Source organism: Pseudoalteromonas maricaloris, assembly GCF_024746855.1.
Classification (GTDB): domain Bacteria; phylum Pseudomonadota; class Gammaproteobacteria; order Enterobacterales; family Alteromonadaceae; genus Pseudoalteromonas; species Pseudoalteromonas maricaloris.
Genome location: NZ_CP024625.1, coordinates 2,545,013 through 2,562,581, shown reverse-complemented (window position 1 = coordinate 2,562,581; position 17,569 = coordinate 2,545,013). Strand labels below are relative to the sequence as shown.

Sequence of the window (17,569 nt, the reverse complement as noted above, 5' to 3'; positions counted from 1 at the left end):
GAGAGGTAGCTGATGACGATTGTAGAACAGATAGTTGCTCGGAATATAGAAGCGGTTATCGTATATGAATCAGAACAGGTGATTGCGTTTGCCGATCATGACCCCATAAATTTTGGCCATATCTTAATTTGCCCCAAATCCCCTTATGAAACGCTTCTTCAAGTCCCAGAATCCATACTGGCTGAAATCCACCGCGTTGCGCGTGACCTTTATGTGCGAATTGAGCGTAAATTTTCCCCAGATGGGATTACGCTGGTGCAAAACAATGGGCACTTTAACGAATTAAGCCACTATCACTTGCATATTTTCCCCCGCTATAAGCGAGATAGTTTTGCGTTTGGACGTGATGAACTCAATATTAAACCTCAAGATGTTTTGCGTACCTCACTTGAGGGACTATAGATGCTAGGAGAAGTATTAATCAAACTGTTAGTGACTATGTTATTAATCATGTCTTTGGTTTGGACATTTTTTCCATGGGCGTTTGGATTACTAAACTTTCAGCAAAAACATAATGACTTTCTATATAGAGTGGGCCGAGTGAGTTGGTGGTTGCTTATCGTTATACACCCGATATTTGCAATATGGTTTTGGGCCTTTGAGCTTGATCTCAGTACGTTAGTGTGTAGTTTGTTAGCGATGCACTGTTTATTCGGTGCAACCTTTGCCAGAAATGTAAGCACGCGATAAACCAAAAGGGTCGTAAGTGAAAGTAACAATTAAGGCTATTCAGGGCGAGGATGCTGATACTATTGAAAGGTTAATGCGCGAAGTTTCAGAGGCTGACGTCTTACCCCATTTTTCGCAGCTTGGAAAAGATACTTATTTAAACGAAATATTACCTGAAGTGACTCAGGTGATGTGCAACGTCAACTTTGTCGGTGCCAAGGCGTTATTAAACGGTGAGCTGATTGGATTTGCTTTATTAAGAGATGGTAACTATCTCACCCATTTATTTGTTGCCAAGTCAGCCCAAGGTAAAGGGGTTGGTCGGCAACTATTAGATACTGTACTAGCGAGTACATCCGCAGCTCAAGTCTCATTGTGCTCATCGCTAAATGCAGCATCTTTTTATACTGCGCTAGGTTTTCAGGCGACAGGGCAAGAAGCACAGAAAAACGGTATTAGATTTATTCCAATGAAGTTAGACAGAACTTAAGCAAGGATATTTTATGACATTTCCAATTAACGGCTCGTGCCAATGTGGTGAAGTAAGCTACACGTTAAAAGCAGCACCTAGAATGGTGGTCGCCTGTCACTGTAAGGCTTGCCAAAAACTGTCAACCAGCGCATTTAGCATTACTGCCATTGTTGATAAAGACGATATTGAATTTTCGGGTCTGATGAAAGAATGGCGGCGCCCAGCTGACAGCGGTAACGTTAGCGGAGCTAAGTTTTGCCCAACTTGCGGCAATCGCATTTACCACTTTAATCCCGCAGAGCCAAATTCAATTAAACTCAAACCAAGTAATTTGGACGATACTCGCCTTATTCAACCGACAGTTCATGCATGGGTTAGTGAAAAGCAAGACTGGTATACCATCCCAGAGGGCGTCATTGTATTTGATAAACAGCCTTAGCCTGCTCTGATGTGTTCAACGTCAATTATTGAGCAAGTCATCGCGAAGGAGTGTGCGCTTCATCGCAAAGAAAATAGGCATAATATGGCGTTGTGTCGCGAACTCCTTCACCCTCAATTTATTGAGGTTGGACGCTCTGGAAGCCAATATAACTTGAGCCAGATCCTATGCTTAATGAATGAAGAAGAATGGCCAGATGGGGAGGTGGTAGCAGAGCAGTTTCACTGTGCTTATATGAATAGTGACGCTTTGCTTCTTACTTATCGCTCTGCATGGAGAAAGACTGATGGCACGCTTTCAGAGCATGCTTATCGGTCATCTTTATGGGTTGAGCAAAATGGTAAGTGGCAGTTGTTACATCATCAGGGTACGCCCACCAGTTTATTTTCGTGCTGTTTTTATGACATGGGGTGGGTTATAAAAAATCACAAAAGTAAATTTTAAGTAATTTAAAATGCGACTACACTAAATCGACATAAGAAGAATATCTGCTAGATCAAGATCTAAGGAACGAGTATGCCAACACCTCAACCAGGCACTGTAGTGAGCAATGCTCAAACCAGGGCCGCTAATTTAACGACGACAAACAGCAATGAAGTGCCAGCGACTAAACAATTTGTCGTGAATGCCACCGGCAACTTATTTATCGCAAGTACACTAAACAGTACCGCAGGTGGAAGCGTATTGCCGCAAGAAGCTGAAAATGCGTTTGGTGAAGTCAGCGTATTTTTTGCCGCACTCACAAAAGCGATGGCAGAAGCTGGGACAAGTCTGTACGACTACGATGCACTCAATAAATTAGTGTCAAGCTCAGGATTGTTTGTCAAAGTGACAGATAGCAATATTCAATTTGAAAGTAAGCAAAGTGGCGTCACTTTATCAAGCCAATTGATCCAGACTTTACTAGGGCTCAGTGGTAATTTAGCCTCCATAGGTAAATCATTGATGGATATGATCGCTGGTATGGGGCAAGCCTCGCTAAGTATCAGTGCGAGTTCCGACAGCCAAGACAAAAAGGTCGGGACGATTATTTTTGTTTGCGAATATCTGCTTGGTGCAATTTCTATTGCGCCCATTGTCATTTCAGCGGATGCCAATGATGTAAAAGCCATTTGGCAAGCGGGCCCTTGCTTACAAGGCGGGCATACAGACGTGCAGTTAAGTCTGTGCAAATCAGTATACTTATTTGTGCCACCTGCATTTGTTAAGCAAGCTGCATCGCTCAATGAGGCGATGTCAGACCCTGAATTTAATAATCTGATTGAATCAATGCGAAGTGTCATAGCCGCATCGCCGCAAACCACTGCAGCCAGTAAAACGACTAAAAAGGACAGTTAATGTTGGGAGTAAATAATGTTCTCAACTTGGTTTAGCAAGCAAGATAAACCGTCAAAACCGCAGTCACAGCCAATGTATACCCCAATTACTAAACATTATGTGTTTAATGAAACGGGTAATATCATGTTGTGTGCCACGGCGGATAGCATTCAGAGCTTTGACACTGACTTAAAAAGTGCATTCGTTGATATCAGTGTGTTTTTTGCCGCAATGACAAAAGCGGTGACGTCGACAACAAATCCGGTGACGGGGAAGCCGTTTTCAATATTTAACTACCAAGCTGTGAAAAATATTTTGGTAGAGTCAGGGCTTTTCATTGAAACCAATGTGGAAGAAGGCACTTTTAGTCACGATGGCGTAGGTAATGCGCTCGGCAAAGCGCTGTTTCAGCATGTCTTAAATCGAGAGTTTTCTGAAAAGCAGCTGCCTTTTGCCAAGTCCATGTTTAATGGTATGCAATATCAAAGGGCGAAGATGGCAGAGCAATCTGAGATGACGGAAGCGCAGCAGCAGTTTTGCCGCAGTGGTAGCATCTTTTTTATTGGTGAGCTGTTGATGGGCGTGCCACAAACGTCGGCAATTTTGCTTAGTATCGAACCACAAAGTATTGCCCAGTCGACCGGCGATACCGAGAGTGACTGGCAAGACTTATTTTCGTTGGCTGGGTTAGATGAAGACAAGCATCAGCCCAAGCACATCGTGCGTCATTGGAAATTTAAAAAACGTACTTATCTATTTGTACCACCGCAGTTTATTTCTCATGCGGTGGCTGGACTTGGTGAGCAAAGCAATATCGATTTTGAGGAATACAGTCGCAAATTGGCGCAAAGTATTACTCCTAATCACAGCGTTAGCTAACTTCAAATATTATAATGTTAAAGCGCCTTAGCTAATTCGGTTAATGCGCTTTTTGCTATGTCTAAATCGACTTGCTCCGTTTGCCAATTACTGAGCGCAGCACGGATCACCTTCTGTCCTTGCCAACTCCCTGGGCTGACAAATATACGGCCGTCTGCATTAATGGCATGAAGAAGGGCGGTTGTTGCTGCGTCGTCTTTGCCACTTGGCTTAAAAAGCACCACGTTCAGCTCTCCGTAGTAGACTAATTCATAGTCTGGAGAATCAGCAAACCAGTCAGCAAGCTGTTTAGTTTGCGCAATATTTTTACTTACCCATTGACGGATCCCGTCTTTACCATAGGCAAGTAATGACATCCAAACGGGCAGTGCCCTAAATCGACGAGAGTTCTCTACACCCATCGAAAAAAAGTCGGGGTCGGCTTTTGATGTGACCAAGTAAGGAGCTGGAACGTCGCAGCTTTCAACCAAGTAGTGCAAATGACGAGTGAGAAAGATCCCACAGTCGTATGGCACATTGAGCCACTTGTGTGCATCCAAGGTAATACTATCGGCTAACTCTAGCCCCTTAGTGCGACCTTCTGAGCCAGAGACCAGCCGGTCGAAAATGCCAAATGCAGCATCAACATGCAGCCAAGCTTGGTGTTTATCGCATAAATGGCGGATCTGAATTAAATCGTCAAAATTAGTACCAGTAACCGTGGCGGCACTGGCGATGACAACCTTTCCTTTGGCGTTACTTGTTGCAAGCGCTGACTCAAGCGCTGCAATATCCGTAGCCTCATTGCCTACTTGCGTTGCGACTCTAGTGATTTGGTTACGGCCAAGGCCTGCAAGACCAAGCGCCTTAATCATACTCGCGTGGGGCGTCGCGCAAAAAACGTCAATTTCTAAACCGAAGGCTCCATCCTCTGCCACATTGATCCCTTGTTGATGGCCTGCAAATTGGCGTGCTATGACTGCACCTAAGTAATTTGCCGCTGTCGCCCCTGTAGTAAAAAGACCATCAAAGCTTGCAGGCAGGTCGAATAATTCGGTTAGCCAACGAATGGCCTGCCGCTCTATATTGGTGGCAATGGAGCCATCGCCCTTTGAGACATTTTGGTCATAGGTTGACACTAGCCAATCGGCAAAGGTGGCAACAGGTGTTGCGCCGCCAGTGACGAATCCCCAATACCTAGGCCCAATGCTGGTGCTTAAGTTTGGCACCACTTGTTTACTAAAAATCTCTATCAGTGATTCAAATGCAATTCCAGACTCTGTGAGTGTTAGGTCGGGCGGAGCAATATCTTGACCTGCGACTGGACGGCTATTGTTAGACTGTATAAATGCCTCGGTAAGTTTAGAAAACTCAGTGAGCAATTGGGGTAATGCTTGCCATTGGTTGTGTGTCATCGTCATGTGTCAATCCTATTTGTGATCGAATACTGGAATTACAGTGTAACTTCGATAAAAATGCAGTACAGATACAGAATTCTTGGTTATTAAGGGTACAGATGGCGAGGAAGTTTATTACATTAAGTGAGCAGGTGATTGCAGAGATAAATGCTGGTGAGCGTCAATGCGGTGAAAAAATGACTTCGCTTCGGATCTTTGCCAAGCAGCATGGCGTGAGCATGAGTACCGCAATTAGAACCTATGAGGAATTACAGGATAATGGCTTCTTAGCTTCTCAAGAGAAATCTGGTTTTTATATTTGTAAACCGAAAGCAAAAAATAGTGACATTGACTTTGCCACGTTTACGAGTGAAGTGAAATCTCCTAAAAGTGCGTTAAGACCCTCTGTCGTAGGGCTCAATACAATGTTATCGACGGTGCAAGTAGCACCTGAATTGATGCCCATAAATCGCCTGACTAAGTTTATAAAGCAAGCGTTCGACTCTCCTCAGTATCACCATTTTCATTATCCCAATGCGATGGGGCTGACGTCGCTTAGAGAGAATCTAACTAAGCACTTTAAACAAAAGGGGTTGGCGCTGAATCCTGATAATCTCGTGGTGACTGGCGGCTGTATTCAAGCCGTGATGGCGGGACTGCAGGCTGTTACAAAAGCGGGGGATTGTGTGGTGGTGCCGTCACCTTGTTATCAAGGTTTATTGCAACTGCTTGCAACGCTACAGCTCAAGGTGATTGAGATCCCAACGACGCCCGAAGGACTCGACCTAGAAGCCTTGGAACAGGTAGTGACAACGCAAAGGGTGTCAGTGTGTTTGCTTACGGCAAACCACCAAAACCCAACAGGGCACAGTCTATCTGTGCAACAAAAAGCGTGGCTTGCGGATTTTGCTGCGCAGTATCAAGTAGCGATTATTGAAGACGATGTCTTTGGGGAGCTGAGCCATAATCAAACAATGCCTTTACCGATAAAGGCGTGGGATAAAGCCGGATATGTAATTTGGTGTAGCTCAGTGTCTAAGACGTTAGCGCCGGGCTTGCAAGTTGGATGGTGTGAAGCTGGGCGTTATCAAAGCCAAGTGGCCGCGCTCATGCAGGCATTTCACGGCATGCCAAATCAATGTTTACAAATGGCGGTATCACGCTTTATTGAGACAGGACATTATCAGCGCCATTTACGGACGCTTAATCGTACCTTAGCGGCACACTGCTTCGCTTACCAAAGCTATTTGAAATCGCGTTTACCAAAGAGCTGTAAAATATCTTCCCCTCAGGGCGGAATGGCATTATGGCTGAAACTGCCTAATATTGACTGTGATGCACTCGCTTTACGGCTCGCTGAACTTGGGATTGAGATTCGCCAAGGCAGCTTATTTACAAGTCGTGAGTTGTATCAAGATCATCTGCGGATCAATTGCGGTTGGCCGCTAGATGCGGCAAAACCTTGGTTAGATAAGCTATGTGATTGGGTACTTCATAATTGCGCCAAGTTATAGTGTTATGCTCGGTTCATATAATACAACAAGGAATAAAAAAATGACTGTATTACTCAACGCAGAAACCCAAGTAAATAGCGAAGCGCTCAATGCTATTGCACATATGCCAACCAAGAGTCTTGGCATATTACTCGATAGCAACTTTACGCGTAAGCTTTGCGATAAAGACTTTATGCGCATTGCTGTTTTGCTAGCAAAAAAGGGTTATGAAGAGGGCGGTTGCCCAATTGGTGCGGTTATTGTTGATAATGAGACCAATCAAATTGTAGGTAAAGGACATAATACGTTAGTACAAGAGAGTCACCCATATAATCACGGTGAAACCTCGGCAATTCGAGATGCGGGACGGATTGATTTTAGTAAAACCACTTTGTATACCAGCCTAAGTCCTTGTGACGTATGCGCAACATTACTCTACATGCGTGGTTTTCAGCGAGTCGTGGTGGGGGATATCACGAATGCTTCAGGCAATGAGCCGCTACTTGAAAGCAAGGGCGTACAAGTCGATATTTTAGAAGATGAGCAAGGTATCGTATTGTATCAACAATTTCGTGCTGAAAAGCCAGAACAAGATTTAGAAGATTGGCAAGGTCTGGCAGCGGTAAACGCAGGTCATAAGTAGCTAACTGTGCCCATGGCGAGGTAAAACCATTACTACATGATGTACTGGATTATCAAATGAAATACTTTCTGAAGTAATATAGCCATTGCTGCGGATTGAATTGCAATGTAAATACGGGCACACTGACCGAATGATTATTTAATTTATTGAGATAAAATGATCCGGAAAACTTTATTCCTTATGGCGCTACTTGCATCAACCAAAATAATTGCTTCGCTGCAAGAAACTGTGCATTTTGTTGCGGAAGATTTGCCTCCCTATCATTTTATTAATGGCCAAGGAGAAGTGGATGGTGGCCTGGTTGAGCTTGCTCAAGCGGTAGCAGATAAAGCAAATGTTACTGCTAAAATTGAAATAATGCCGATGGCACGTGTGTTACACGAATTAGAAACTAAACCTAATGTGGTGCTGTTATCTTGGCTAAAAACACCAACTCGAGAAGTCTATTTCCGCTTTTTGGGTACTATGTGCCATACGTCCGCATCACTTATTGGCCTGAAACAATCTCAAACGCCAATAAACGATCTTGATGCTGCAAAGCGGTATCGTACCGGAACCATACGCGGTTATTATAGTGAAACCTTTCTCAAACAAGCTGGCTTTTCTGAAGGCTATGAGTTGGTATTAGTGTCAAATTACCAAAGTCTTTGGAATTTATTGTTTAAGGGCCGGATTGATTTTGTACTAACCAACACACTAACACTCGAGAAAGAACTAAACGCCCTTAAGCTGGACCCAAAAGCAATTGAGCATAAGTTACTTCTTGAGCATTTCCCAAGTGAGTTGGCTCTAGCGGTGAATGCAGAGTTTCCCAATGAGCTTGCGAACCGCTTGCAGCACGCACTAGCGGAATTAAGTCAAAGTGGTCAACAACAAGCTATTTTGGAGCGCTGGAAAATTCACTAAATTGAATGCAGCCGCTTGGTTTCGTATGTTCCTAAATTAGTATAAAGTGTGTAGATATAAATTTAGCGCATTAAGGATAGGCGTGATGTTGCAAGAGTTGGTGAGTTATTTTGGCATACTAGCAAGTATATGGATGCTAGTAGGGGTGTATGGCGTTGCCAAGCGTTACCCAAATTATAGTCACAAAAATCAATTTTGTAGTGAGTTAGGTGCCAGTGGCAGCCCAACAGAGCGATTGTCTCCTGCAGTTAATAATTACCCCTTAGCCTTTTTATTTTGTTGTTTTGGTTTTTATATCATCTTGGTACCCGAAGGGAGCTGGGCGTTAGGTGTTATTGGCGGTTTGATTGTTTGTCATGGCCTAGCAACCGCTGTTGCAGGTTTCTTTCCTATGGATCGGGATCCATACACAACCTCGCCAAGTCGAGCGTGTAATATTCATTCTTTCGCGGGCATGGTAATGCTATTAAGCTTACTCATTGCACCTTTATTGGTTTGGTTTGTAAGCCCGTTAAACTCGCTATTTGCTTGGTTTTCTACCGTTTGTGTACTTGTTTGTGTCGGCTTTAGCTATCAGCTTGCCAATGCTTACAAGCAAAAACGTAATAGTGGGCTCTATCAGCGATTAAGTTATGGCACTCAGCTAGTTTGGCTGAGTGCGCTGTGTTTTATAGTGTAAGGTGTTGATAAGCCGATAAAATGGCTTGCGCTTCGGGTTTGCCTTTGGCAACTCGTGCATAATGATCCAGCGTTTTCTCTAAATAGCGTTTGGAAAGCGTGCCTTGTTGCCAAATCGCTTCGCCCAATGGAGTTATGGTAGCGCCAGTCTTTCCTGAAGTGAGATAGAGCACTTCGTAAATACGTCGATTTTCTTCAACCAGTGATTCATGGATCACCTTAAGTGGTAAAGATTGTAAGGTTTGCCTCAGGGTATAGTGATGATGAACTGGGCAAAGCAAGAAATCGACATCGCCACGCAAATTGCAACAAAGACTTGTCATCAGTTCCGCGGTTAAGTCGCCGCCAACGCCTGCGATGATCACTAACTGCCTGCCTGAGTATTGTGCAAGAGGGAGCTTCGCAACGTCTTGGGTGTAAAGGCTATAGCGTGTTTCAGCTTCTGGAAAGAAGCGCGCGAGATCCAATTTTACTTTCGCGATAAGCGCTGGGACTACATCAACAAAGTGTATGTGTGCTTGGCTCGAATGTAAAAATTGTGCGCCAAGCTGGCCATGATCGCAGCAGCAGTCCCAAATATGTTGATAGTCTTCAGTAACAACATCATGCAAAGTCTGTAAGCGTTTTCCAAGCTTCAAGTGGATTCCTTTTATTCAGGCGTAGGTATGGTGGCGCGTTGCACTAAAGTGGTTAAGTAGGCGATGAATAAGGTAGATTGCACAGAGACTTACCGTAATTGCAACGCTCACTGAACTGAAGCGATACAGTGCGCTGTAGATTAAATCTTGATTTGGTGCGAGAGATTGACCAAACAAGATCCCAAAAGTGGTAATAATACCAAAGCCAATCCCAGGAGCACCACCACTTAACAAGTGGTAGCGACTAAAAATGAAGACTAAGATCCATAAAATCAAAATTGGAAAAAGCAAAATTTGGCTATAGGTTTGCAGTAGAATTTGCGCTGCTAACGCCAAGTTACAGCCTATTAGCGTGCCAACTGCGCGTTGCCAGCCCGCAGTGCCCGCCGCTTTCCAACTCAGTGGAAAGAGGATTAATATTGATGCCGCTTGGGCGGAAACGGAATCTTGTAAATCTAGGATTTGGAATATCATAAATGAGAGTGTGGCTACGGTGGCGCACAGTAAGACTTCATGGCGAATACTTGCCGCGTCTTTCGCTGGCCGTGGCGGTAATTGACGCACAGTAACATCCGGAAATAACCAATGCATTACATATGCGGTTGCGATACTAATGATAATAGCCAGAGAGTTACTGGCTATGAGTGAATATAAGCCACCACTGGTTGATGCATAACTGGCAAAATGAAGTTGGATTGACAGTCCCACCACACTCATTGCACCAAATAAGAAGTTAACGCCTTTGCTCATTTGCAAAAATAAAAAGGCAAATAAGGCAAAGGTGAGTAAGGACATTAACGCAGGGTGAAAGCCAAATAGCCCTTGTAGCACCAATACCGAAAAGGCACAGACCAACCCACTTAAGATAAACTGGCGCACTATGTGTGCGTTTAACATTGGTACTAAGCCAAGCAGCAGCATGGGATATACGGTAAAAAAGATACCGTACGGCCAGTTGAGCAGTTTGCTTAGTGCAAAGCCTAGCGTACTCCCAGTTGCAATACGCAGCATTTGTCTCAGGTCATTGGCGTTCAGTGCAACTTTCATATCAATAAACGTAGTGAAGTAGACTGACGAATTTGATTTGCGCTTGTGCAAGCGTTGCAAGCAAAGTGCTTTCAGGCAGGACTTGAACCGTCGCTCTGGCACCACTTGCTAGTAAAGGTAATGGCTCATCAAATGCTAAATGAACGCGTTGACGCTGCGCATCTCGCACCCAGCGGTTGGAGGTCTCAACGGCAGCCAATTGGCCGTCGGCATTGAGTTGTCCATCACTGACGCCTGCAGAAAATTCATGGATCACGGCGGGATAGACTTTGCCCGGTAACGCATCAAAGCTCACTAGCGCTTGTTCGCCAAGTTTAACGTGGTAAAGCGATTTTTCTCTGAAATCCGCAGCTAAGTCAACATTGTCCGAAACTAAACTGGTTAGACTTACCCCCGTTCGAGCATAGGTTCCCGTGGTGATCTGTAAGTTACTAATGATGCCATCATGGGGCGCGCGGACTTCGGTATAGCTGAGTTGCAATTTAGCCTGCTCTACGGCATTTCGTGCTTGCATTAGTGCAATATTTTGTTCGTCGGTTGCACCACGCTTTACTTCAAGCGCATGTAGATTAGCTCTGAGTGCACTAAGCTGTGACTTAGCCGTCGCAAAATTTGCTTGAATTTGATCTGATTCCTGCGTTGAAATTGCGTGTTGTGACAGCAAAGATTGGCTGCGTTTATAAAGTCGCTGTTGCTCATCATACTTGGCTACAGCAGCCTCTATTTGTGCTTGCTGGGCAACCATCTGTGCGTCTAATAGTTTGTTCTGCTGATTAACCTCAGCCAAAGCGAGCTCAGCCTTAGCTAATGCTAAACGATATGGCGCTTCATCAATAGTAAGTAGTAGTTGCCCTTGCTGAACTCTTTGATTATTGCTGACATTTACTGCAAGCACTTCACCACTGACTTTAGGCGTCACTTTGGTTACTTGATGATACACACGTGCCTGAGGCGTCATTGGTATGTAGAGATCAGCAAAGATAAAATAGCTAAAGCAGAGTGCAAAAAGGGCGATTGAAACCTTTACGTAGCGGGAAAATTGCTGATCTGGACTAAGTTTACTCACTGGTACTCCCATTTTCAGAAATATTGTCACAACATTGCTGAGCATTGTTCTCAAGTTTGACCAACGCATGTGCAATAGCATTGAGCTCGTCATCACTAAGCCCATGATATAAAAGTGCCTTAACTTCACTGATCCGCATCTTTAGCTGCGCTAACTGGGCTTGCCCGTGTTCGGTGAAGTAGATTTTACGACAGCGTTTGTCTTGCTTATCAATGCGGCGCTCAATGACGTTATTCTCTTCTAACTGTTTCATCGTGCGAGTAAGGCTCGGCATTTCGATATCTAAACTGCACGCCAATTGGTGTTGTGTGCAGCCTTCACCCAAATGATGAATATGCATCATGGCGGTCCAGCGTGGCTGGGTAAAACCGAGTGGCTCCACAGCTTGGGTTACAGCTTGACGGCAAATTCTATGGACTCGGCCTAACTTGCCACAGAGACTAAGATCGAGCGTTTCATGAAATGGAAGTGACGACATAACTTAAGATATATTTACTTAGCATGCTAAGTATTCTAGATTAGTTAGCATGCTAAGTAAATGGTGTGTGTTTAGGTTATTGCAATATTAGCTTTAACTCTCTGAATTGGCGGCGCTTATTTTTAGTAAGAATCGCGTATAGTGAATACAAACGTGGCTAATTACAGCGATCGCAACAACAAGTTCAAACCAAACTAGGTACTGCAACACACTTAACCAGCCTAAGCTTAAGTGTTCGCTGCCGGGCCAAGTGACGACCTTACTAATGGCGGTGACGCCGATGACTAATGGAAAGGTATATGCTGCAAAAGCGGGACTAAATGGCAGCCGTAGAAGCTGAATAAAAGCAATGTATATCGCTAAGGTCATAACAATAGCAATGCTCAATAGGGCAAACACCACGCCAGCCGCTGGCATTGGATGGACACTTAAATATCCTGCCAAACATAGACTTGCAGGCGCTGCCATGACTGCAATTGTGGGCTGGGTTTGCTGTGGTATGGCACTGCCTCTACACAAACGGTAAATCATGAACGGTAGCAGCAGCAGATAAAATATCACTCCCAAGTACCAAAGCCCCATCGCCAAAGGTTGCAACGCTGCCATGCCGTTAAAGGTGACATCGGCAACGACAAACCCCACAGGGGGAATAAACCAACTTGGCACTAGTTGGTTAAGCTCAAAATTGCGGCTGCGAAAATACACAAAGCTGGTTAGCAACCCTAGGTGAAGCACAATGGCGAGTAGCCAAACCACAGTTGCAATAAGATGTGAATAGGCCGCGATGCTATGCGAAATCACCATGATTGTCATGGCACTGGTTGGTAATACACTCCCAACTATTGGATCTGCGAGATCTGCTCTTAATAGAGCTGGTTGATGAATAAACTTAAGCACTAACAACAATAAAATAAAGCCAGCCAGCAGTGCACTTAAAGGTTTTAACACAAAAAATGTGGGAAAGAGGTTACTGATACACCAGCCTAAACTAGCTAGCCCAAGAGCAAGACCAGACATCGGGGTGGGGATATTGGCGGTGAGTTTTTTACCATAAGAAAGAAGAGTAGCCATGCGTAATTTCACAACAATTGTTCGGTGCAGGGATAATACGCTTGCGCTTTAATTAAGAATATCTGAATATATTTAAATTAGTGTTCAATAATTCTTAACTTTAATGATAACCCTTAAGCAACTCAATGTATTTACGGTAATCGTGCAAGAGCGTTCGATCACGGCCGCAGCGGATAAGCTATGTTTAACTAAAGCTGCTGTTAGTATGGCACTGGCGGAGTTAGAGCGTCACCTCGAACAACCATTATTCGATCGTGTAAATAATCGATTAATGATAAATCCTGCCGGAGAGTTATTACTACCGCATGCGCATCAAGTGCTTGATAGATGTCGCTTCTTAGAGTCCCTATTTAAAGAAAGCGAGAGGCTATATGGCGAAATTAAAATTGGTGCCAGCGATACTTTAGGCAATCATTTGCTGCCTCCCATGTTAGCGGCTTTTCAGCAGCAAACAGGGCATACGCAGCAGCAGTTGTTTATCACCAATACGGCGAAGGTGTGTGCCATGCTTCGTGATTACGAATTAGATATTGGTTTTGTTGAAGGTCGAGTGATAGGCGAAGATTTAGACATCATGCCTTGGTTTGAAGATGAAATGTGTATCGTGAGTGCAATGGACTTTGCGGTAACTGACTTTCAAACGCTGATACAAAGTCAATCTCGTTGGTTGTTGCGGGAACAAGGCTCCGGCAGTCGAGAATTTTTCTTAGCGAACATTGCAGCGCAGCTTACGTCGTGGCGAACCGCGTTTGAGTTAAACTCCACCGAGGCGATTATAAATGGTGTTGCGGCAGGGCTCGGTGTAGCATGTATCTCACAATACTCCGCTGAACATGCCATAGCACAGCAACGAATTAAGGCGCTTTCTGGTTTAAAAACCGTACCGAGGCAGTTTTGGTTGGTGACGCGTAAAGATAAATTTCAAAGCCCAATATTAACGCGACTCATTGACTTTGCGGCGCACTGGCGTTGAACTGGGCTGTCGACCTAACGACTTAACACAGCTTGCAATGGGTATAAACTTCACAAACACTGAATGAACTTTCTCAAACCTCGGGTCTTATAGACAATAGCATATTAAGAGGTTAGATATGTCGTTCAGAACTATCGATTATTCTATTTCAGGCGTGTTAGCAGTGAGCTTATTACTGCTTGGCATTTCATTTTTGTTTGGCGCTGGGCCAAGTACCATTTCAGGTACCTTTAGCTTTTACGGGTTAACGGAGTGGGTGCCTGTTGCCACGCTTGGCATTGTATTTGGCTTTGCATTAATGGTCGCCGCGGGTCTAGTCATTTTACAGCAATGTAAGATTATTCCTGCGGCGTGGCCGCTTGCCTTAATCGCCATCATTAGTTTATTTACGTTGTTGACGTTGTTTGCCGAAAATCGCTGGATAGCAGCTCATGGCGGCTTTCCCGTTATTGGTTCTGGGCAAGGGATCATCAAGTATTTTGCGTTAGTACCCATCGCACTATTTCTCTACTGCCGTCATCATATCAACACGCGAACGCTCGTATGGGCGAACTATTTCCCCGTGGCATTGGTTTTAGTCTGGATAGGTGGAATGAAATTTCTCGAACTTGAAGCAAAGGCAATCGTGCCGCTAGTGGAAACTTCACCGTTTATGTCTTGGATGTATGAGTTGTTTACCGTGCAAGAAGCCTCAAACGTGATAGGCGCCTATGACATGTTGATGGCAGGCTTGCTCGGCATTGGCATTTGGTTCAAACAGCGAGTCTTGATTGGTGTTGCAAGCCTTGGGTGTCTTGCGGTATTTGTTATGACACAAAGCTTTTTGTTTACCGCAGCCGGTGCGTTTAGCGACATGAGTTTGCTTGGTGGTTTGGGACAATTTGTGATTAAAGACTTGTGGTTTATCGCCAATATCATGGTGTTGGTGTTTTTGACATTGGAGTCCAGCTCGGCTGAGTCTATAGAGCCAGCTGTCGCGTAAATTTCATTGTGATGCAGCCCCGCTGCCAAAAGAGCGTGACCTAAGTTGCGCTCTTTTTATTTTTATCACATATGCCAGATGTGCCAAGTGAAGTTTTTTCCGAAAATCGCCCTGTCGGCAGTGAAAATTAAATGTGAATAAGTTAAGGTCATAAAAAGTTGATATCAGTGGTCTAAGCTAGATTATCAAACGTATACAGCAAGATGCCATTGGTATTAAGTGGCAAAGTGAGCAAAGTTTAAAAGCTGCATGCATTGAAATGGTGTATGTATCGAAGTAGCAAGTTTAAAGAAGATAATTGTATGGAAAGACCAAATACATTAAAGCCAATCTGGCTTTCGGGTGGCGATGTAGAGAAAAAGCGCGCTAAGATCAAAGCATACTTCAACAATAGCTGGCAGCAGTACGAATCATTATTTAGCAATATCAACAATGACGACGCCTATTTTGTGAAGGCTGAGCGGTTACGGCATCCTCTCATTTTCTATTTCGGTCATACAGCTTGTTTTTACGTTAATAAGTTGATGTTAGGGAAATACATCACTCAACGCGTTAATCCTCATATTGAATCTACCTGCGCTGTCGGTGTAGATGAAATGTCTTGGGACGACCTTGATAGCAATAATTACGATTGGCCAACAGTGCCAGAAGTGCGTGCTTATCGCCAACAAGTGAATGCGCTTATTAACGGGTTAATCGATGAGATGGATATTACCCTACCAATCACTCAAGATAGCCTTGCGTGGGTTGTCCTAATGGGTATTGAACACGAACGTATCCACCTAGAAACCTCTTCTGTAATAATGCGGATGCTGCCGCTGGCTGACTTGACTTTACAACCCGGTTGGGAAGCGTGTGATGAGTACGGTGATACACCTGACAACAACCTAATCTCAGTAAGCGGTTGTAATGTTCGCCTCGGTAAACCTGAATCAAATCAAACCTACGGCTGGGATAACGAATATGGTGTACAAGACGTCAAAGTGGCGCCATTCAAGGCCAGTAAATATGTGGTCTCAAACCAAGAGTTTTTAACCTTTGTCGAAGCTGGTGGCTACAATCAGCCTGAGTTTTGGACGGCTGAAGGTCAAGCTTGGCTGGCTTCAACTAAATCAACCATGCCGCGCTTTTGGGTAAAAAAAGACACAGGCTTTTGGCAGCGAAACTTAGCCGAGGAAATTCCATTACCACTCAATTGGCCAGTTGAGGTTAATTACCTCGAAGCTAAGGCTTTTTGTAATTGGAAGTCTGAGCAAAGTGAGCTCTTTGTACGCTTACCAACAGAAGCAGAGTGGCAAGTACTACGCGATAAGCTCGATGTTGATCTGCCGACATGGAGTGAAGCGCCAGGAAACATTAACCTTGAGGTATGTGCTTCAAGCTGTCCGGTTAACCGTTTTGAAACTGAAGGCTTATTCGACATCATCGGCAATGTTTGGCAATGGACGGAAAGTCCGATTGACGCATATAGCGGCTTTAAAGTGCACCCTTTATACGATGATTTCTCGACACCCACTTTTGACGGTAAACACAATCTGATAAAAGGTGGTTCTTGGATTTCTACAGGCAACGAAGCCGTGCGAGATTCTCGTTATGCCTTTAGACGCCACTTCTTCCAACATGCCGGATTCAGATACATCGAAAGTGAGAGCCCACAAGTGCCAGTGCAAAAGGTCAACTTGTGTGAAATGGATGCGGACGTCGCCAATGCGCTACATAGCCACTACGGCAAGCCTGTTATGCATTTTGGCAACCCATTGCAAAGTGTTGTTTCACAGCTAATGGTGCATTATCAAGGTAATACAGATAAAGCGCTGGACTTGGGGTGCTCGGTCGGTCGTGCAAGTTTTGAATTAGCGAAACACTTTGCTCAAGTAGATGGCATTGATTTTACTGCGCGCAATATTCAACACGCGTTGGCCTTAAAAGAAGGCACGCCGGTACGCTTTGCTACCGAGATTGAAGGTGAAATCGTGGACTTCCACGAAGTGTCTACTTCGCAATTGGGATTTAATGAACTCAGTGAGCGTATTCATTTTTGCCAAGGGGATGGGCATAACCTTAAACCACAATTCGCCGAGTATGACTTAATCTTGTGTCATCGTGTTGTGGAATACTTATATTCACCAAAAACCTTTTTAAACCAAATTAAATCGCGCTTGAATGCAGGCGGGATCCTTGCGATAAGCTCAGCCTATCAGTGGGACAAGGCGCTAACCCAAGCACAAAACTGGTTGGGCGGTTATAAGGTCAGTGGTGAGAATGTCACGGGCCGTGATGGTTTAGAAATTTTACTGGGACGAGATTTTGAACTATTGGCTGAAGATGAAGTAATGTCCGCCATAAGCAAAAACGCACGTAAAGTTGAACTAGAGCGATGCCAACTTACGCTTTGGCGTCTTAAATAGTCGTTGATACCCATGCCAGCCAAAGTGCTGGCAT

At 44.4% G+C, this 17,569-nt stretch carries 20 protein-coding genes; 14 read left to right on the top strand and 6 right to left on the bottom strand.

Features of this window, described 5'->3' with window-relative positions:
- Nucleotides 1–12: 12 nt before the first annotated feature.
- The 7 genes from CTT31_RS11185 to CTT31_RS11155 all read left to right on the top strand — a co-directional run bounded on the left by CTT31_RS11185 (nt 13) and on the right by CTT31_RS11155 (nt 3,776).
- Nucleotides 13–402, top strand: coding sequence for an HIT family protein (locus tag CTT31_RS11185; RefSeq protein WP_260491267.1), 390 nt, complete (start codon nt 13–15; stop codon nt 400–402).
- Nucleotides 403–690, top strand: coding sequence for a hypothetical protein (locus tag CTT31_RS11180; RefSeq protein WP_211857884.1), 288 nt, complete (start codon nt 403–405; stop codon nt 688–690).
- 16 nt (nt 691–706) lie between these two features.
- Complete coding sequence (locus CTT31_RS11175) at nt 707–1,159, top strand: GNAT family N-acetyltransferase (protein WP_211857881.1); 453 nt, start codon at nt 707–709, stop codon at nt 1,157–1,159.
- 13 nt (nt 1,160–1,172) lie between these two features.
- Entirely contained in the window at nt 1,173–1,580 is a 408-nt protein-coding gene (locus tag CTT31_RS11170; RefSeq protein WP_045989788.1) for a GFA family protein, read from the top strand.
- Nucleotides 1,581–1,589: 9 nt separating this feature from the next.
- A complete protein-coding gene (locus CTT31_RS11165; RefSeq protein ID WP_260491266.1) occupies nt 1,590–2,024 on the top strand; it encodes a nuclear transport factor 2 family protein in 435 nt (144 codons plus the stop codon).
- Between the two features lie 72 nt (nt 2,025–2,096).
- Nucleotides 2,097–2,918 carry a hypothetical protein gene (locus tag CTT31_RS11160; RefSeq protein WP_260491265.1) on the top strand — a complete coding sequence of 274 codons (822 nt, stop codon included), beginning with the start codon at nt 2,097–2,099 and terminating at the stop codon, nt 2,916–2,918.
- A 15-nt stretch (nt 2,919–2,933) separates the two neighbouring features.
- A complete protein-coding gene (locus tag CTT31_RS11155) occupies nt 2,934–3,776 on the top strand; it encodes a hypothetical protein (protein ID WP_211857875.1) in 843 nt (280 codons plus the stop codon).
- Between the two features lie 17 nt (nt 3,777–3,793).
- Here CTT31_RS11155 and CTT31_RS11150 read toward each other — a convergent pair whose 3' ends face one another.
- Entirely contained in the window at nt 3,794–5,176 is a 1,383-nt protein-coding gene (locus CTT31_RS11150; protein ID WP_211857873.1) for a pyridoxal phosphate-dependent decarboxylase family protein, read from the bottom strand.
- Nucleotides 5,177–5,271: 95 nt separating this feature from the next.
- Here CTT31_RS11150 and CTT31_RS11145 point away from each other — a divergent pair, with 95 nt between their 5' ends.
- From CTT31_RS11145 to CTT31_RS11130, 4 genes are all read left to right on the top strand, one after another.
- Nucleotides 5,272–6,666, top strand: a complete 1,395-nt coding sequence (locus CTT31_RS11145) for an aminotransferase-like domain-containing protein (RefSeq protein ID WP_211857871.1) — start codon at nt 5,272–5,274, stop codon at nt 6,664–6,666.
- 40 nt (nt 6,667–6,706) lie between these two features.
- On the top strand, nt 6,707–7,288 hold the full coding sequence (locus CTT31_RS11140) for a nucleoside deaminase (RefSeq protein WP_211857869.1): 582 nt from the start codon (nt 6,707–6,709) through the stop codon (nt 7,286–7,288).
- Between the two features lie 156 nt (nt 7,289–7,444).
- Nucleotides 7,445–8,194 carry a substrate-binding periplasmic protein gene (locus CTT31_RS11135; protein WP_260491264.1) on the top strand — a complete coding sequence of 250 codons (750 nt, stop codon included), beginning with the start codon at nt 7,445–7,447 and terminating at the stop codon, nt 8,192–8,194.
- Between the two features lie 85 nt (nt 8,195–8,279).
- Nucleotides 8,280–8,873, top strand: coding sequence for a DUF998 domain-containing protein (locus tag CTT31_RS11130; protein WP_260491263.1), 594 nt, complete (start codon nt 8,280–8,282; stop codon nt 8,871–8,873).
- Here the strand turns inward: CTT31_RS11130 and CTT31_RS11125 are convergent.
- From CTT31_RS11125 to CTT31_RS11105, 5 genes are all read right to left on the bottom strand, one after another.
- Nucleotides 8,863–9,510, bottom strand: a complete 648-nt coding sequence (locus tag CTT31_RS11125) for a tRNA (adenine(22)-N(1))-methyltransferase (RefSeq protein WP_260491261.1) — start codon at nt 9,508–9,510, stop codon at nt 8,863–8,865. The genes CTT31_RS11130 and CTT31_RS11125 overlap by 11 nt on opposite strands.
- 15 nt (nt 9,511–9,525) lie before the next feature.
- Nucleotides 9,526–10,557 (bottom strand): DUF2955 domain-containing protein, encoded by a 1,032-nt coding sequence (locus CTT31_RS11120; protein ID WP_039497279.1) that lies wholly within the window; start codon nt 10,555–10,557, stop codon nt 9,526–9,528.
- A 1-nt stretch (nt 10,558) separates the two neighbouring features.
- Nucleotides 10,559–11,623, bottom strand: a complete 1,065-nt coding sequence (locus CTT31_RS11115) for an HlyD family secretion protein (RefSeq protein ID WP_260491260.1) — start codon at nt 11,621–11,623, stop codon at nt 10,559–10,561.
- Entirely contained in the window at nt 11,616–12,101 is a 486-nt protein-coding gene (locus CTT31_RS11110) for a MarR family transcriptional regulator (protein ID WP_039497284.1), read from the bottom strand. The genes CTT31_RS11115 and CTT31_RS11110 overlap by 8 nt, the downstream gene beginning before the upstream one ends.
- A 93-nt stretch (nt 12,102–12,194) precedes the next feature.
- Complete coding sequence (locus CTT31_RS11105; RefSeq protein ID WP_211857864.1) at nt 12,195–13,172, bottom strand: TDT family transporter; 978 nt, start codon at nt 13,170–13,172, stop codon at nt 12,195–12,197.
- Nucleotides 13,173–13,275: 103 nt separating this feature from the next.
- Between CTT31_RS11105 and CTT31_RS11100 the strand changes: the two genes are divergently transcribed.
- From CTT31_RS11100 to ovoA, 3 genes are all read left to right on the top strand, one after another.
- Nucleotides 13,276–14,145, top strand: coding sequence for a LysR family transcriptional regulator (locus CTT31_RS11100; protein WP_211857863.1), 870 nt, complete (start codon nt 13,276–13,278; stop codon nt 14,143–14,145).
- Nucleotides 14,146–14,263: 118 nt separating this feature from the next.
- A complete protein-coding gene (locus CTT31_RS11095) occupies nt 14,264–15,127 on the top strand; it encodes a DUF417 family protein (RefSeq protein WP_211857862.1) in 864 nt (287 codons plus the stop codon).
- 302 nt (nt 15,128–15,429) lie between these two features.
- Nucleotides 15,430–17,535, top strand: a complete 2,106-nt coding sequence (gene ovoA / locus CTT31_RS11090; protein ID WP_211857861.1) for a 5-histidylcysteine sulfoxide synthase — start codon at nt 15,430–15,432, stop codon at nt 17,533–17,535.
- Nucleotides 17,536–17,569: the final 34 nt, after the last annotated feature.

What these genes read in the sequence shown, in the direction of transcription:
- CTT31_RS11185 (WP_260491267.1), top strand. Translation starts at nt 13, where the DNA reads ATGACGATTGTAGAACAGATAGTTGCTCGGAATATAGAAGCGGTTATC.
- CTT31_RS11180 (WP_211857884.1), top strand. Translation starts at nt 403, where the DNA reads ATGCTAGGAGAAGTATTAATCAAACTGTTAGTGACTATGTTATTAATC.
- CTT31_RS11170 (WP_045989788.1), top strand. Translation starts at nt 1,173, where the DNA reads ATGACATTTCCAATTAACGGCTCGTGCCAATGTGGTGAAGTAAGCTAC.
- CTT31_RS11165 (WP_260491266.1), top strand. Translation starts at nt 1,590, where the DNA reads ATGTGTTCAACGTCAATTATTGAGCAAGTCATCGCGAAGGAGTGTGCG.
- CTT31_RS11160 (WP_260491265.1), top strand. Translation starts at nt 2,097, where the DNA reads ATGCCAACACCTCAACCAGGCACTGTAGTGAGCAATGCTCAAACCAGG.
- CTT31_RS11155 (WP_211857875.1), top strand. Translation starts at nt 2,934, where the DNA reads ATGTTCTCAACTTGGTTTAGCAAGCAAGATAAACCGTCAAAACCGCAG.
- CTT31_RS11150 (WP_211857873.1), bottom strand. Translation starts at nt 5,176, where the DNA reads ATGACGATGACACACAACCAATGGCAAGCATTACCCCAATTGCTCACT.
- CTT31_RS11145 (WP_211857871.1), top strand. Translation starts at nt 5,272, where the DNA reads ATGGCGAGGAAGTTTATTACATTAAGTGAGCAGGTGATTGCAGAGATA.
- CTT31_RS11140 (WP_211857869.1), top strand. Translation starts at nt 6,707, where the DNA reads ATGACTGTATTACTCAACGCAGAAACCCAAGTAAATAGCGAAGCGCTC.
- CTT31_RS11135 (WP_260491264.1), top strand. Translation starts at nt 7,445, where the DNA reads ATGATCCGGAAAACTTTATTCCTTATGGCGCTACTTGCATCAACCAAA.
- CTT31_RS11130 (WP_260491263.1), top strand. Translation starts at nt 8,280, where the DNA reads ATGTTGCAAGAGTTGGTGAGTTATTTTGGCATACTAGCAAGTATATGG.
- CTT31_RS11120 (WP_039497279.1), bottom strand. Translation starts at nt 10,557, where the DNA reads ATGAAAGTTGCACTGAACGCCAATGACCTGAGACAAATGCTGCGTATT.
- CTT31_RS11110 (WP_039497284.1), bottom strand. Translation starts at nt 12,101, where the DNA reads ATGTCGTCACTTCCATTTCATGAAACGCTCGATCTTAGTCTCTGTGGC.
- CTT31_RS11105 (WP_211857864.1), bottom strand. Translation starts at nt 13,172, where the DNA reads ATGGCTACTCTTCTTTCTTATGGTAAAAAACTCACCGCCAATATCCCC.
- CTT31_RS11100 (WP_211857863.1), top strand. Translation starts at nt 13,276, where the DNA reads ATGATAACCCTTAAGCAACTCAATGTATTTACGGTAATCGTGCAAGAG.
- CTT31_RS11095 (WP_211857862.1), top strand. Translation starts at nt 14,264, where the DNA reads ATGTCGTTCAGAACTATCGATTATTCTATTTCAGGCGTGTTAGCAGTG.
- ovoA (WP_211857861.1), top strand. Translation starts at nt 15,430, where the DNA reads ATGGAAAGACCAAATACATTAAAGCCAATCTGGCTTTCGGGTGGCGAT.